Below are 14,177 nucleotides of genomic sequence, written 5' to 3'. Positions count from 1 at the left end.
TCGAGGATCGCGAGCGCGCCGCTCCAGTCGCCGCGCGCGCAGCGGAAGCCGAGCACCGCATGCGAGGCCCAGGTCGAGGACGGCGACAGCTTGATCGCTTCCTCGGCGATCATCACGGCGCCGACCGCATCGTCGGCGCGCTGCGCCTCGATGAACAGGCCGCGCAGGCCGAGCAGGCGCGTGTCCTCGCGCTCGGCCATGGCACGGAAGACGCGCTGGGCCTCGTCGCGATTGCCCTCGAGCTGCGCCGATTGCGCATGCAAGAGAAGCGCGAGCGGATCGTTTGCAGCCAGCCGCCGCGCGGTATCGGCGTGGCGACGGGCAAGCGCGGTGTCGCCATGGCCGATCGCAAGCAGGCCGTGGGTGATGGCGTGGCGGCCGCGAGCATGGCGCTTTTCGTGACGACGGCGGCGCAGACGCCCCGGAGCGCGCCAGGCCATCGTCAGCAGGCTCCAGACCAGCACGACTGCCGCGGCAAAGAGACCAAGCAAGAACACGAAGCGGGGAAGCGTCGTTGTGGCGCGGAAAGCGCCCGCAGTCAGGACGAGGTCGCCGGGCTGATCGGCAACCCAGGCCGCGCCGGCCGCCGCCAGTGCGATCAGAACGAGGAAGAGGACGATGCGAAGCATGACGATCCCTATACGCGCTGATTGTTGCGCGAACCTTTATTGACCAGGCTTGACGAGATCCGCCATGGCGGCGTCGGCGAATTTGCGTGACGCGGCGAGCGCGGCGTCACGGGCATCGGTCTTGTCGAGCCAAGCTTGCGCCGGTGCACGATCGGCCTCGGGCAGCGTTTTCAACTCGCGCCGCGCCTCGACGAAATCGTTGCGCAACGCAGCCGCCGTCACCCGCGCGACGATCGCGCCGCGATCGTTGCCGACCCCGTCGGTACGCTCGATGCGGACGAGTTTCGACGCCCCCGCCTGAAGGCGCTCGACGATTCCGGTGCCGCTGGCCGGAGCTTCCGCCGGCGGCGACAATTTTGGCACGATGTTGAGGAGCTCGCGACTCAAGGCGACCGGCGTCGGAATGCCTGACGACGCAAAGGTGTCGAGCGGCTTCAGCATCTCCGGCTTTGCTGCCAGCGACCGCGCGGCGGCGAGCTGCGACTCGTAGGCATCGCCATGGCGAACGGCGACGTCGAGCAGGGCCGCCACCACCACATGGCGCAGCGGCTTGTCGTCCATCGTTTTCGCGTCGGCGATCTTCTCGCTTTGCTGTGCGAGTTCCGCACGTTCGGTCTTGCTGGCACGTTCGAGCTGAGCGAGGCGGTCGTTGAGAGCGGCAAGATCGGGCGCGGCAGCGCGCGGCGCCGATGTCGCGTCGTTTAGGGCGCTGGCAGTCTTGTCGGATTGTGCGCGCAGATTGGCGATCTCGCTGCGCAGGCTCGTTGCGGATTTCTCCAGCGCATCGATCCGCGCCACCATGGCCGGATCGGCGGCCGGCTTGCCCGTCTTGGCTTCGACCGCGGCCACGCGCCCGCTCAGCGCCTCGACGGTTGCGCCCGTCACTTGCGGAGCAGCCGGCGGCGCCTGCACGGCAGGCCAGCCCAGCATCCAGCCGACCGCGATCACGATTGCGGCTGCGACGGCGCCGGAGAACGCAGCGATAACCCAGGGTGAAATCGACGGCGATACCGACGCGGACGCAACGGAAGACTCTTCTTCGGCAGGTTCGGGCTGCGGCGCGGCAATAGCTTCTTCGGACCTTACCTCTTGAGACTTTTCCTCTTGAGACTTGCCCTCTTCAGATTTGGCTTGCTCATGCGCGGCCTGTTCGGTCGCTGCCCCAGCCTCAGGCTCGCCCGTCACCTGCTGCGGCTGAGTCGAGACTTCCGTCGCCTCGAGGTCGATGGTGGGCGGGATGCGCTTGGCGCGGCCGGACTCGGGAGCCAATCCTGCGTCTTCAGGCTTGTCGTCGGCCATCGTGACGGTTCCTCACACTTACCTGCCCTGAACGAACGGACCCGATTGCGTCGGATTCGGCCCGACCTCTTACGCCAAACGGGTGCGCAAAGCACGCTCCAAGGTGTCAAATAAGGCATTTTCGTCCGGCGTCGCCGCAACCAGAACCTGCGAGGCACCGGCCTCGCGCAGTACGCCGGCGACCGGCTCGGACAGGCAGCACTGCGGGATCGCCAGAGCCGAGATTTCGACACCTTCCGCCCGCGCGGCCTCCAGGAAAGCCCGCGCGCTGCGCCGGGAGTAGTGCAGCACCGCCTCGATGCCATGGGCGGCAAAGCCTTCACAGACATCGCGCGGCAACAGCTTGACTGGCGCCATGCGATAGGTCGTCTGCGTGATGACGATGAAGCCTTCGGCGCCCAGCTCCCCGCCGAGGTCGCGCGACAGATCCGCGCCCGCGAGATAGAGCAACGTGCTCTTTTTCTTCAGCCGCTTGTCGCGCGCGCTCTGCATCACCTTGTCGCGCAGGGCAGCGGCATCGCCACCGGCGACGATCACCTCGGCAAAACCGGCATCGCGCCCGGCGGCAGCCGTGTGCTCGCCGACCGCGAACAGCGGCAGCTGCAGGAGACCAAGGTCCGGTAATTGCGATGCGACGCCACGGATCGCATTGGCCGATGTGACAATGACGGCGCTGTAGCTCGTTTCACTCTCGTCATGGAAGGCGACCGGCTCGAACTTGAGCACCGGCGCGAGCAGCACCACATGACCCCGTGCACGCAGATTTTCCGACGTCGCCTCATTGTCGGGATGCGGCCGTGTGACAAGAATGGACATCGCTTGTGTTCCCGAACCACGTGGCGGTGGCGCTTTCACGAGGAACGGCAGCGCGTGACGATTGCGTTGGCCGACCCCGGAATGCTACCGGACGTACCAGAACTCTGCTTTGCGGATGAGCGCAAGGGGGCGGGAAGGGCGCAAATTGGATAACAATTCGCCAATGCTGGTACTGGGCATCGAAACCACCTGCGACGAGACCGCCGCGGCGGTGATCGAGCGTGCGCCTGACGGCAGCGGCAAGATCCTGTCCAATATCGTGTGGTCGCAGGTCGAGGAGCATGCCCGTTTCGGCGGCGTGGTACCGGAGATCGCGGCCCGCGCCCATGTCGACCTGCTCGACGGCATCATCGACCGCGCCATGACTGAGGCCGGCATCGACTTCGCCCAGCTCGACGGTGTCGCGGCCGCCGCGGGCCCGGGACTGATCGGCGGCGTCATCGTCGGGCTCACCACCGCGAAGGCGATCGCGATGGTGCACGACACGCCGCTGGTCGCGGTGAACCATCTGGAAGCGCATGCGCTGACACCGCGCCTGACCGACGCACTCGAATTTCCCTATTGCCTGTTTCTCGCCTCGGGCGGCCATACCCAGATCGTTGCCGTCACCGGCGTCGGACAGTATGTGCGGCTCGGCACCACCGTCGACGATGCGATCGGCGAAGCCTTCGACAAGGTGGCGAAGATGCTGGGGCTGCCCTATCCGGGCGGCCCGCAGGTCGAGCGCGCGGCAGCCAACGGCGATGCCGCGCGATTTGCGTTTCCGCGGCCGCTGCAGGGACGCCCCGACGCCAACTTCTCACTCTCGGGATTGAAGACAGCGGTGCGCAACGAAGCAAGCCGGTTGGCCGAGATCACACCGCAGGACGTCAACGATCTCTGCGCGAGCTTCCAGGCCGCCGTGCTCGACTCCACCGCCGACCGGCTGAGCGTCGGCCTGAAACTCTTCCGCGAGCAGTTCGGTGCACCGCGTGCGCTGGTGGCGGCCGGCGGTGTCGCCGCCAATCAGGCGATCCGCGGCGCGCTGCATGACGTTGCGAGGAAAGCCGGAACACAATTGATCATGCCGCCGCCGGCGCTCTGCACCGACAATGGTGCAATGATCGCCTGGGCCGGCGCGGAACGTCTCGCGCTCGGCATGACCGACACGATGGAAGCACAGCCTCGCGCGCGCTGGCTGCTCGATGCGAACGCGACGGCACCGGCCGGATACGGCAAGACACGCGCGGGATTCTAGCAATGACAGCGTTCCGATCTGTCGCGGTGATCGGCGCGGGCGCCTGGGGCACGGCGCTGGCGATGGTGGCGGCGCGGGCCGGACGGAACGTGACGCTGTGTGCGCGCAATTCCGAGCACGCGACGCGAATCGCATCGAGCCGCGACAATCCGCGGCTGCCGGGCGTGCGGCTTGCGCCGGAGATCATCGTCACGAGCGACCTGGCCCTCGCCGCACGCGCGGACATGCTGCTGATCGCAGTGCCCGCGCAGCATCTGCGCGGTGCTGTCAACATGCTCGCCTCGCACCTGGAAAAGCCGGTGCCGATCATTGCCTGCGCCAAGGGCATCGAGCACGGCACCCATAAATTCATGACCGACGTGATCGCCGAGGCCGCGCCTCACGCGCAGCCGGCGATCCTGTCGGGCCCGAGCTTTGCCGACGATGTCGCGCGTGGCCTGCCGACGGCGGTGACGCTGGCCGCAAAGGACGACGCCTTGGCGAGCCACCTGGTGCAGGCGCTGGGCTCGCCGACGTTCCGGCCCTATCACTCCACCGATGTCCGCGGCGTCGAGATCGGCGGCGCCGCCAAGAACGTGCTGGCGATCGCGGTCGGCATCGCGGTCGGGCGCAAGCTCGGCGCTTCCGCCCAGGCCGCACTTACCACCCGCGCCTTTGCCGAGCTGACACGCCTCGGCCGCGCGCTCGGCGCACGCAGCGAAACACTCACGGGCTTGTCTGGCCTCGGCGATCTGATCCTGACCTGCTCGAGCCCACAATCGCGCAATTTTGCGCTCGGCCTGTCGCTTGGCCGCAGCGAGCAGCCGCCCGCCGGCAAGCTTGCCGAAGGCGAATTCACCGCGCCGGTACTGATCGAGCTCGCGGCTTCGCAAAACATCGAAATGCCAGTATCGGAAGCCGTCGCATCGATCCTGACCGGCAGAAGCACGATCGACGCCGCGATCTCGGGGCTCATGACGCGACCTTTCAAGGCGGAGGAATGAACATGGCGTACTGGCTGGTGAAATCCGAACCATCGGTGTGGTCCTGGGACCAGCAGGTGGCGAAAGGCGCCAAGGGCGAAGCCTGGACCGGCGTGCGCAATTACACCGCGCGCCAGAACCTCGTCGCCATGAAGAAGGGCGACAAGGCGTTCTTCTATCATTCCAACGAGGGCAAGGAGATCGTCGGCATCGCGGAGATTATCAAGGAAGCCTACCCCGATCCGACCGACAAGACCGAGAAATTCGTCTGCGTCGACATCAAGGCCGACAAGCCGTTGAAGATTCCGGTGACGATGGCCGCGATCAAGGCCGAGAAGAAACTCGCCGACATGGCGCTGGTGAAATATTCGCGCCTTTCGGTGCAGCCGGTGACGGCCGAGGAATGGAAGCTCGTCTGCAAGATGGGCGGGATGTAGGCTTGGGTGCTGTAGCCCGGATGAGCGAAGCGATATCCGGGACTACTGCTGCGATCCCGCATGTCGCTACGCTCATCCGGGCTACGACATCGGAGCTTGTTTCTCCGGCAGCGCAAATATCTCGCATGGCGCGGCGATGCCCCGCAGCGAATGCGATCCGAGCGCGATCAGAGGCATGTCGGTTTCCGCGGCGAGCGCGCCCGACACCAGCACGGTTCTGCCGAGCGGCTTGCACAATCCTTCGAGCCGGCTGGCGAGATTGACGGCGGGACCGATTGCGGTGAAATCCAGCCGATTGGCGGCACCGATATTGCCCCATAGCATCTCGCCGAGATGCAGCGCCGCGCCGAACGCGAGCGGCGGCAGACCTTGAGCACGGCGCTCCGCGTTGAGATACACCATCCCGGCTTCGGCTGCGCGCGCGGCACGCAGAGCTGCATCGGACGCTTGGCGCGGTGACGGCCTGACCACCGGAAAGATCGCGAGCACACCGTCGCCGATGAATTTCAGCACCTCGCCGCCGAAGGCGTGGACCGCGCCGGCGATGCGATCGAACCAGGCATCGAGCGCCGCGATGACCTCGGCAGGCGGATTGGTTTCCGACAGGAGCGTGAAGTTGCGCAAATCGGCATAGAGCAGCGCGGCCTGTATGGTCTCGCCGAGGTCGCGCCGCAGGGGTGCCGCCAGCACCCGCTCCGCACTGCGCTTGCCGAGATAGGCATCCAGCGTCGCGCGCAACGTTGCACGCGCGGCAAGTACGGCAAGGGGTGTGGCGGCAAAGCGCGCGGCCTGGCGCAATTGCTCGGTCTCGTCCGCGGTGAACGGACGCGGCCCGATCCAGCCGAGCAACGGCCCGTCGGGCCGTCCGACCAAATCTTCGTGCACTTCACCCTCCGCGATGTCGCGCAGCCAGCGGCGGCCGGCATCGTTGGGCGGGTCGGGCGCGAGGCCGCCTGGTGCGAAGCCGAGCGCTTCGATCACCCGGCCGTTCTCCGCGCGCCACAACCAGGTCCGTTTCGCGATCAGCGGATGTGGCACCTCCAGCGTCAGGCTGCCCGCCGCAAGCGGCACGCCATCGGCGACCAGATGTGCGCCAAGGTCCGCGAGCAGGCGGTCGGCGCCGGCGCTATCGGCGGCGGCATCGACAAGCCAGGCGAGTGTCGGCGAGAGGTGCATGGCCCGATCATGACGAAGGCAGGCGGTCTTTGTCACGGGCAATCCTTGACGGGCCGCTCGAGCGCCGCCATGTCCCAGTGTCAGCCCAGGGGTGATCGTCGATGACCGAACCGTTCATAGTGCGACGCGAGACCCAGATCGCGGCCCCACGCGCCACCGTTTTCGCCTACCTGACCGACCCCGAGAAGATTTTGAGCTGGATGGGTTCCGACGCGACCACGGAGCCACATCCCGGCGGGCTGTATCTGCTCAAAGGCATCGGCCCCCGCGGCGGCGTTGCCCGCGGCGCATTCCGCGAAGTCGTGCCGGTGCATCGGCTCGCCTACACGTTTGGATGGGAGGGCGGCCAGGAAGTGCCGCCCGGCTCAAGCCTGATCGAGATCGACCTGATCGAACGCGACGGCGGCACATTGCTGCGCATGACCCATAGCGGGCTGCCGACCGAGGAACAGGCGGCCGCCCACGCGACGGGATGGGCGCACTATCTGGGACGGCTCACGGCGGCAGCCGCGGGCGGCGATCCCGGTCCCGACAACGGCGTTTCCAACAAGGCGTAACGACGCCGAGGTCAGACCGCCGCGGTCGCCACCACCTGCTGCAAAAGCTGCTCGCGCCTGGCCTGCGAGCGCTGGCCCTTCATGGTCGCGGCGAAGCGTTCCAGGATGCCGTCCTCGAACGCGGTGACGATGGTATCGTGAACATAGCTCTTGCGGCAGATCGCCGGCGTGTTGGAGAGCTGGTCGGCAGCGCCGCGGATCGCCTCCAGCACCTGCTTCTTGCGGCCGCGCTGGCTGGTCGCCGGCGTGATCCGCGACAGCGATTCCACGACGACGGCAGAGGCCATCAGCGTGCGGAAATCCTTCAGCGAGATCTTGATGCCGGCGATCTCGCGCAGAAACGCGTTCACCTGCGTGGTGCTGACCGCGCGCACGATGCCATAGGGATCGCGATACTGGAACATGCGCTTGCCGGGAACGCCCTGCAAGATCCCGATGGCGCGCACGAGCTTGGCCGCGTCGCACTCCTTGCGCACCGCCTTGCCGCCCTTCGCCTTGAAGGTCAGCACGAAGCTGTCGTCTTCCAGCGAGACGTTGGACTTCAGCAGCGTGGTGGCGCCGCGGGTGCCGTTGAGACGGGCATAGGATTCGTTGCCGGGGCGGATCGCGGTGCGCGCGATCAATTCGATGACGGCGGAGAGCGCGAACTCGCGGGTCGGCTCGTCGCCCGACAGGAACGCCGAGACCTTGCGCCGGATCTTGGGCAGCGCGCCGACGAGCTTTTCCAGGCGATGCGCCTTGCGTTGCTCGCGGACCTTCTCCCAATCGGCGTGATAGCGATATTGCAGCCGGCCCGCGGCATCGCGTCCCACTGCCTGGAGATGCGTGCTCGGATCGGCCGAGTAGCGCACCTCGCGATAGGCCGGCGGCACCGCCATCGAATGCAGCCGCCGAATGGTGCGGGCATCGCGGATGTGGACGCCGTTAGGCCGCACGAACGAATAGCCCTTGCCGCGCCTGACGCGGCGGATGGTCAGCTCGTTCTGGTCGCCGAGCCGCAGGCCCAGTTCCTTGGCGAGGGCCTCGACCGTCGTCGACGGCGCCGCGTCGAACACTTTCTTCGGGCTGGGACGGCCGGAACCGGCCGGTTTCGGCCATTGTCCGAGGGCTTTGGCCAGCGCGATGGCTGCAGGATCGGCTGAAGCGGGCCGTATCGTCCCGAGATTCTGCTGATCCATCATAGTCTTATGCCTTAGCCCTGTCTGTTGTCGGTCAATGCCGCTGTTCTGATTTTTGTTCCAAGGGGTCTCGTTGGACCCGGGTTGGCCATTTAGGGTGTTCCGAACCGCATTGCGAGTCCCGAATCAGTGAGAGGCGGTTTCTAAATACCTCTGCTGAATGCATGGCGCTCTGCGCGGGCCCATTCCGAGCATCTGGGTGAAGACCCCAAAGCCGCCCGTCGCCCTGTTTCAAAACTGCGACAGTCGCACGAAACGGCTTGATCCTCCGCATGGCAGGCTGCTCGCCGAAGGTCCAGCTTGTGCACCTTGTCGGGTCCGGTTAGCCCGACGCATAATCGGTTCAACGATCAAGTCGGCTCGCCAGTGGTCCGTGCTCGGCTCGCCGTATGTGGAGGGAAACATGTCCGAGAAGATCTACGACGTCCCCGCAGAATGGGCGAAGCGCGCCTGGGTCGACCAGGCCAAGTACAAGGACATGTACGCCCGCTCGATCTCGGACCCGAACGGTTTCTGGGCGGAGCAGGCCAAGCGCATCGACTGGATGCACGCGCCGACCAGGATCGAGAACGTCTCCTTCGCGCCCGGCAACATCTCCATCAAATGGTTCGAGGACGGCGTTCTCAACGTCGCCCATAATTGCATCGACCGGCATCTCCACAATCGCGCCAACCAGACCGCGATCATCTGGGAAGGCGACGATCCCTCCCAATCCCGGCACATCACCTACAAGGAGCTGCACGACGAGGTCTGCCGGATGGCCAACATCCTGCGCACCCGGAACGTCAAGAAGGGCGACCGCGTCACCATCTACCTGCCGATGATTCCGGAGGCGGCCTACGCGATGCTGGCCTGCGCGCGGATCGGCGCGATTCACTCCGTGGTGTTCGCCGGCTTCTCGCCCGACAGCCTCGCCCAGCGCATCAACGACTGCCAGTCCAAGGTGATCATCACCGCCGATGAGGGCCTGCGCGGCGGCAAGAAGGTGCCGCTGAAGGCCAATGTCGACGCGGCGCTCGCCAAGGCAGACGGCGTCGACTGGGTCGTCGTGGTCAAGCGCACCGGCGGCGCGGTCGAAATGAATCCCTCGCGCGACCTCTGGTACCACGACGCCGCCAAGATGGTGACGACCGAGTGCCCGGTCGAGCACATGCACGCCGAGGATCCGCTGTTCATCCTCTACACCTCGGGCTCGACCGGCCAACCCAAGGGCGTGCTGCACACCTCCGCCGGCTATCTCGTGTTCGCCGCGATGACGCATCAATACGTCTTCGACTATCACGACGGCGACATCTACTGGTGCACCGCCGACGTCGGCTGGGTCACCGGCCACAGCTACATTCTCTACGGACCGCTCGCCAACGGCGCGACCACGCTGATGTTCGAAGGCGTGCCGAATTACCCGGATAATTCGCGATTCTGGAACGTCATCGACAAGCACAAGGTCAACATCTTCTACACCGCGCCGACCGCGATCCGCGCGCTGATGCGGAGCGGCGACGCGCCCGTGAAGAAGACCTCGCGCGCCAGCCTGCGCCTGCTCGGCTCGGTAGGCGAGCCGATCAATCCGGAAGCCTGGGAGTGGTATCACCGCGTCGTCGGCGACGACCGCTGCCCGATCGTCGATACGTGGTGGCAGACCGAGACCGGCGGCATTTTGATCACGCCGCTGCCCGGCGCCACGAAGCTCAAGCCGGGCTCGGCGACGCAGCCGTTCTTCGGCGTGGTGCCTGAGATCGTCGACGCCGACGGCAACGTGCTGGACGGCGAGACATCAGGCAATCTGTGCCTGACGCGGTCATGGCCGGGCCAGATGCGCACGGTCTATGGCGACCACGCCCGCTTCGAGCAGACTTATTTCTCGACCTACAAGGGCAAGTACTTCACCGGCGACGGCTGCCGGCGCGATGCGGACGGTTATTACTGGATCACCGGCCGCGTCGACGACGTCATCAACGTCTCCGGCCACCGCATGGGTACCGCCGAAGTCGAAAGCGCGCTGGTGGCGCATGAGAAGGTCTCGGAAGCCGCCGTGGTCGGTTACCCGCACGACATCAAGGGTCAGGGCATTTACGCATATGTGACCCTGATGGCCGGCATCGAGCCAACCGAGGATCTACGCAAGGAGCTCGTCACCTGGGTGCGCAAGGAGATCGGCCCGATCGCTGCGCCCGACCAGATCCAGTTCTCGCCCGGCCTGCCCAAGACCCGATCCGGCAAGATCATGCGCCGCATCCTACGCAAGATCGCCGAGGACGAACCGGGCAGCCTGGGCGACACCTCGACCCTGGCCGATCCCGGCGTGGTCGACGACCTCGTCAAGAACCGTCAGAACAAAAAGGCGGTCTGAGCCACATCGTCCTGTGCCCCGGACGCAGCGTAGCGCGCACTTCGCGGTGCGCTGCAGAGTCGGGGCCGATGCAACGGCAGACTCTGTGGCCTTCTAGATCCCGGCTCTGCGTCGCACCGCTTCGCGCTGCGCCGCGTCCGGGACACGAGATCGCATCCCCGCGTTAGCGCTCCCCCGAACAACGGCCGTTCACATCCTCACGCACTTGTCAGGCCGCGCCCCGGCGCCCGGGCATCTTTCCCGCCAAGTGTTGTTTTCAGGTCATTTACTTTGTTTCGAACATTTCCTTTGTTCCCCCTGCTGGCTGGCCCTTGGCGGCCGTGCGTGGAAACCATCCGGTTAACAGGCGCGGTTAAGAATGTCCCCTAACAAGGACTTGGCGAGCCGGCGATTGCCGGTTTTGCGTAATCTTGGACGGTCCGTTCGGGGCAAGGGGAAAATCGATGTCGATGAGGATTGCTGTGGCGCTGGCCGCCACCGTCGTGACTGGGGTCTTAACGTTGACGGCGGCGCAGGCGCGGCCGGAAATGGTGGGGACGAACCTGGCTGACTATTCGCCGGGCACCATCGTGGTCAAAACCAACGAGCGTCGGCTCTATCTCGTCCTCGATAGCGGCCACGCCGTGCGCTACCCGGTCGGCGTCGGCAAGTCCGGCAAGCAGTGGGCCGGCACCACCCGCATCGACGGCAAGTACCGCAATCCGGCCTGGGCGCCGCCCGCCGAGGTGAAGCGCGACAAGCCCAGCATCCCGGACGTCATCCCGGGCGGCTCGCCCCGCAATCCGATGGGCGTCGCGGCGATGACGCTGTCCGGCGGTGAATACGCGATCCACGGCACCAACGTGCCGGGCTCGATCGGCGGCTTCGTCTCCTATGGCTGCATCCGCATGCTCAACGACGACATCACCGATCTCTACAGCCGCGTCTCGGTCGGCACGACGGTGGTCGTGACGCGCTGATCGCCGGCATCAGGACGACACGGCAATAGCCGCGTCGTTCGACGCGGCTTTTTGTCACCAGAAGCGCCAGCTCCGCGCGCACCAGCCGTCGCGATGGCCGCCATTGTAGCTCCGCGCGTAACCGCCCGCGAGCAACGCCGCCGAGACATTGGTCGTGCGTTTGGTCGCGACGTCGGCGAGAACGCGACCATATTTGTCGGCACCGAGGTTGGTGATCGTCACGCCACCCTGTGCGAGCAGATCGCGCAATGCGCGGGCCGCGGCTTCGGCCTTGTCCAGTTCCTCCTGGCAGGATGCTTTCATCTCGGGTGCGTCGATGCCGCGCAGGCGAACGCGCACGATGAGATCGCGGCCGTCGCGCTGACGAACGCGTGCGAGAAAGGTGTCGCCGTCAATGGTGCGAACGACATCGACCGGCTCGCGACGATCGGGATGGCCGCCTTGCTGGAGCACAATCTCGGCGTCTCGTGATTGACCGTCGGTCACGTGAGGGAACTGCCAGTTCATCCCATGCCGGGACGTGAACACCACGGCCACCACGATTCCAACCACGAACATCCACGGCAACAGCCCTGAGAACCGGCGACCAAATGGCGAGCCGCTGTATGAAGGCCGATATGGATGGCTTGGATCGAAACGCGACATCCGCGCACGCTAGGGCTGAGTCGGGCAGTCCGGCAAGCGAGCCTCAAAAGACAAGCTTCAGAAGTCGGAAGCGATGCCCTTGCGCTCCCAATCGCCATAGCGGGTCGGTTCGGGTCCTTTTGGGCCCTGCAACTCCTTTGGCGCCGCCTCGCCGTCGTTCTTGGCTCGGGCTGCCGCAGCCTGACGGCGCGCTTCGGCCTCGGCCAGCGCGCGCTGGGCGGCCGGCGTAAGCTGCTTGCGGTCGGGAACGGGAGGCTGGTCACTCATAGGCGGCTTTCTAGCGCGGGACGGCCCGCGGCGCGACGCCCAATAACGCATTCCTGAAATTGCTCCGAAAGGGCTGAAAAACCCGGAAGCGATTCTTACATTTGGCATATTCGCGTGCCAGAGATCGCCTTCTCAAGGCATGCGCCCATTACGGCGAACTGCCGCTGCTCAGAACCTTGTTTCCGCATGCCTTCTCAACGTTTCGCTCCTCCATCCGAAGTGCCCGGTCTCGCGGCGCGGCGGATTGCCGCCGACATCGTCGACGGCGTGCTGCACAAGCACCGCACACTTGACGAGCAGCTCGACGGCAGCGGCGCCCATCCCGGACTGAAGACGCTCCCCGACCGCGACCGCGCGCTGATGCGCCGCCTGGTCGCCACCGTGCTGCGCCGGCTCGGCACGCTCGGCCATGTGCTGTCCCGCCTGCTCGACAAGGGCATTCCCTCCGACGCGCCGCGCGCGCAGAGCGCGCTGTTGATCGGCGCCGCCCAGATCCTCTGGATGGACGTGCCCGATCACGCGGCCGTCGATCTCTCCGTTCGCCTCGTGCAATCCGACCGGCGCGCCGCGCGCTATGCCGGCCTCGTCAACGCCGTGCTGCGCCGCTGCGCCCGCGAGGGCAAGGCGCTGGTGGACGAGGTTGCCGCGCAGTCGCTGGACCTGCCGCCCTGGATGGTCGCGCGCTGGAGCGCGCATTATGGCGAGACGGTCGCAAGGGACATGGCGCTCGCGCTCAGCCATGATCCGTCGCTGGATCTGACCGTGAAGTCGGACGCCGCGCAATGGGCGAGCCGGCTCCATGGCGAAGTGCTACCGACCGGATCGGTGCGCACGGTGCTGCACGGCGCGGTGACCATGCTTCCCGGCTTCGCCGAAGGACAATGGTGGGTGCAGGACGCCGCCGCTGCGTTGCCAGCCCGGCTGTTCGGCGACATCAAGGGCAAATCCATCGCCGATCTCTGCGCCGCTCCCGGCGGCAAGACCGCGCAACTGGCGCAGGCCGGCGCGCACGTCACCGCCATCGACCGCTCGCCTGCCCGGGTGGCACGGCTGCGCGAGAATCTGACGCGGTTGTCGCTGCAGGCCGAGACCGTCGTCGCCGACGCCGCGGAATGGGCCGGCCCTGCCGATGGCTTCGACGGCATCCTCATTGATGCGCCTTGCACATCGACCGGGACGATCCGCCGCCACCCCGATGTATCCTGGCTCCGGCAGGAATCCGACATCGCCGCAATGACCGCGCTCCAGCGGCGGCTGCTGCAAAAATCGGTCTCGCTACTCAAGCCCGGTGGGACGCTAGTTTATTGCACCTGTTCGCTGGAACCTGAAGAGGGCGAGCATGCGGTCGCCGCGCTGCTGACCGCGGAGCCCGGTCTTCGCCGGGTTCCGATCGATGCGTCCGAGGTGTCGGGGCTCAGCGAGATCATTACCGCCGAGGGCGATCTGCGCACCCTGCCCAGCCATCTGCCGAACGCCGATCCCAAGCTCGGCGGGCTCGACGGATTTTTCGCGGCCCGGCTCGTTAAATCCTGATTTTGCACTGGATTTTGCAAACACGGCACTGATTCGCGTCGTTCAAGGTGGTGTCGGCCGTCCGATTTTGGGATTAATAAGGATTCGTCGGAATCCTCTCCCCCATCAAGGCAAGGCGTGTCGGTCGCTCAA

At 66.1% G+C, this 14,177-nt stretch carries 14 protein-coding genes; 7 read left to right on the top strand and 7 right to left on the bottom strand.

All coding sequences use genetic code 11. From position 1 onward, the window contains the following. From IVB32_RS39985 to IVB32_RS39975, 3 genes are all read right to left on the bottom strand, one after another. On the bottom strand, positions 1-629 hold a 629-nt coding region (locus IVB32_RS39985; protein ID WP_276576793.1), incomplete at its 3' end, for a heme biosynthesis HemY N-terminal domain-containing protein. Positions 630-665: 36 nt separating this feature from the next. Continuing rightward, positions 666-1,928 (bottom strand): hypothetical protein, encoded by a 1,263-nt coding sequence (locus IVB32_RS39980; RefSeq protein ID WP_247370611.1) that lies wholly within the window; start codon positions 1,926-1,928, stop codon positions 666-668. A 69-nt stretch (positions 1,929-1,997) separates the two neighbouring features. Then, positions 1,998-2,744: a uroporphyrinogen-III synthase gene (locus IVB32_RS39975; protein ID WP_018459701.1), complete on the bottom strand. Its 747-nt coding sequence runs from the start codon at positions 2,742-2,744 to the stop codon at positions 1,998-2,000. A gap of 163 nt (positions 2,745-2,907) precedes the next feature. On the opposite strand from IVB32_RS39975, the gene tsaD reads away from it, so the two are divergent. Genes tsaD through IVB32_RS39960 form a run of 3 tightly spaced genes read left to right on the top strand, consistent with a single transcriptional unit; the run spans position 2,908 to position 5,380 of the window. Continuing rightward, positions 2,908-3,981 (top strand): tRNA (adenosine(37)-N6)-threonylcarbamoyltransferase complex transferase subunit TsaD, encoded by a 1,074-nt coding sequence (tsaD, locus tag IVB32_RS39970; protein WP_018459700.1) that lies wholly within the window; start codon positions 2,908-2,910, stop codon positions 3,979-3,981. Positions 3,982-3,983: 2 nt separating this feature from the next. Beyond that, on the top strand, positions 3,984-4,964 hold the full coding sequence (locus IVB32_RS39965; RefSeq protein ID WP_018459699.1) for an NAD(P)H-dependent glycerol-3-phosphate dehydrogenase: 981 nt from the start codon (positions 3,984-3,986) through the stop codon (positions 4,962-4,964). 2 nt (positions 4,965-4,966) lie between these two features. Then, entirely contained in the window at positions 4,967-5,380 is a 414-nt protein-coding gene (locus IVB32_RS39960) for an EVE domain-containing protein (RefSeq protein ID WP_026233864.1), read from the top strand. 81 nt (positions 5,381-5,461) lie between these two features. Here the strand turns inward: IVB32_RS39960 and IVB32_RS39955 are convergent, their stop codons facing one another. Beyond that, the gene (locus IVB32_RS39955) at positions 5,462-6,556 is read right to left on the bottom strand and encodes an adenylate/guanylate cyclase domain-containing protein (RefSeq protein WP_018459697.1); all 1,095 of its coding nucleotides are present in this window, start codon (positions 6,554-6,556) and stop codon (positions 5,462-5,464) included. A gap of 101 nt (positions 6,557-6,657) precedes the next feature. Here IVB32_RS39955 and IVB32_RS39950 point away from each other — a divergent pair, with 101 nt between their 5' ends. Beyond that, the gene (locus IVB32_RS39950; RefSeq protein ID WP_018459696.1) at positions 6,658-7,113 is read left to right on the top strand and encodes an SRPBCC family protein; all 456 of its coding nucleotides are present in this window, start codon (positions 6,658-6,660) and stop codon (positions 7,111-7,113) included. An 11-nt stretch (positions 7,114-7,124) separates the two neighbouring features. Here IVB32_RS39950 and IVB32_RS39945 read toward each other — a convergent pair whose 3' ends face one another. Beyond that, entirely contained in the window at positions 7,125-8,294 is a 1,170-nt protein-coding gene (locus tag IVB32_RS39945) for a DNA topoisomerase IB (protein WP_018459695.1), read from the bottom strand. Between the two features lie 400 nt (positions 8,295-8,694). Between IVB32_RS39945 and acs the strand changes: the two genes are divergently transcribed. Then, on the top strand, positions 8,695-10,641 hold the full coding sequence (gene acs, locus IVB32_RS39940) for an acetate--CoA ligase (RefSeq protein WP_247295805.1): 1,947 nt from the start codon (positions 8,695-8,697) through the stop codon (positions 10,639-10,641). 443 nt (positions 10,642-11,084) lie between these two features. Then, entirely contained in the window at positions 11,085-11,600 is a 516-nt protein-coding gene (locus tag IVB32_RS39935; RefSeq protein WP_018459693.1) for a L,D-transpeptidase, read from the top strand. Between the two features lie 54 nt (positions 11,601-11,654). Here IVB32_RS39935 and IVB32_RS39930 read toward each other — a convergent pair whose 3' ends face one another. Both IVB32_RS39930 and IVB32_RS39925 read right to left on the bottom strand, forming a co-directional pair. Then, positions 11,655-12,245: a thermonuclease family protein gene (locus IVB32_RS39930; RefSeq protein ID WP_026233862.1), complete on the bottom strand. Its 591-nt coding sequence runs from the start codon at positions 12,243-12,245 to the stop codon at positions 11,655-11,657. A gap of 57 nt (positions 12,246-12,302) precedes the next feature. Next, entirely contained in the window at positions 12,303-12,512 is a 210-nt protein-coding gene (locus IVB32_RS39925; protein WP_018459691.1) for a DUF1674 domain-containing protein, read from the bottom strand. Positions 12,513-12,698: 186 nt separating this feature from the next. Here IVB32_RS39925 and IVB32_RS39920 point away from each other — a divergent pair, with 186 nt between their 5' ends. Continuing rightward, positions 12,699-14,045 carry an RsmB/NOP family class I SAM-dependent RNA methyltransferase gene (locus IVB32_RS39920; RefSeq protein WP_026233861.1) on the top strand — a complete coding sequence of 449 codons (1,347 nt, stop codon included), beginning with the start codon at positions 12,699-12,701 and terminating at the stop codon, positions 14,043-14,045. Positions 14,046-14,177: the final 132 nt, after the last annotated feature.

Source organism: Bradyrhizobium sp. 23 (assembly GCF_023073295.1).
Lineage (GTDB): Bacteria > Pseudomonadota > Alphaproteobacteria > Rhizobiales > Xanthobacteraceae > Bradyrhizobium > Bradyrhizobium canariense_D.
Note: the sequence above shows the minus strand (reverse complement) of the source record. Positions and strands in the feature narration are given on the sequence as shown.

Coding starts and splice junctions, on each gene's coding strand:
- tsaD (WP_018459700.1), top strand. CDS start 2,908: ATGCTGGTACTGGGCATCGAAACCACCTGCGACGAGACCGCCGCGGCG.
- IVB32_RS39935 (WP_018459693.1), top strand. CDS start 11,085: ATGTCGATGAGGATTGCTGTGGCGCTGGCCGCCACCGTCGTGACTGGG.
- IVB32_RS39965 (WP_018459699.1), top strand. CDS start 3,984: ATGACAGCGTTCCGATCTGTCGCGGTGATCGGCGCGGGCGCCTGGGGC.
- IVB32_RS39925 (WP_018459691.1), bottom strand. CDS start 12,512: ATGAGTGACCAGCCTCCCGTTCCCGACCGCAAGCAGCTTACGCCGGCC.
- IVB32_RS39950 (WP_018459696.1), top strand. CDS start 6,658: ATGACCGAACCGTTCATAGTGCGACGCGAGACCCAGATCGCGGCCCCA.
- IVB32_RS39960 (WP_026233864.1), top strand. CDS start 4,967: ATGGCGTACTGGCTGGTGAAATCCGAACCATCGGTGTGGTCCTGGGAC.
- IVB32_RS39980 (WP_247370611.1), bottom strand. CDS start 1,928: ATGGCCGACGACAAGCCTGAAGACGCAGGATTGGCTCCCGAGTCCGGC.
- IVB32_RS39920 (WP_026233861.1), top strand. CDS start 12,699: ATGCCTTCTCAACGTTTCGCTCCTCCATCCGAAGTGCCCGGTCTCGCG.
- IVB32_RS39930 (WP_026233862.1), bottom strand. CDS start 12,245: ATGTCGCGTTTCGATCCAAGCCATCCATATCGGCCTTCATACAGCGGC.
- IVB32_RS39955 (WP_018459697.1), bottom strand. CDS start 6,556: ATGCACCTCTCGCCGACACTCGCCTGGCTTGTCGATGCCGCCGCCGAT.
- acs (WP_247295805.1), top strand. CDS start 8,695: ATGTCCGAGAAGATCTACGACGTCCCCGCAGAATGGGCGAAGCGCGCC.
- IVB32_RS39975 (WP_018459701.1), bottom strand. CDS start 2,744: ATGTCCATTCTTGTCACACGGCCGCATCCCGACAATGAGGCGACGTCG.
- IVB32_RS39945 (WP_018459695.1), bottom strand. CDS start 8,294: ATGATGGATCAGCAGAATCTCGGGACGATACGGCCCGCTTCAGCCGAT.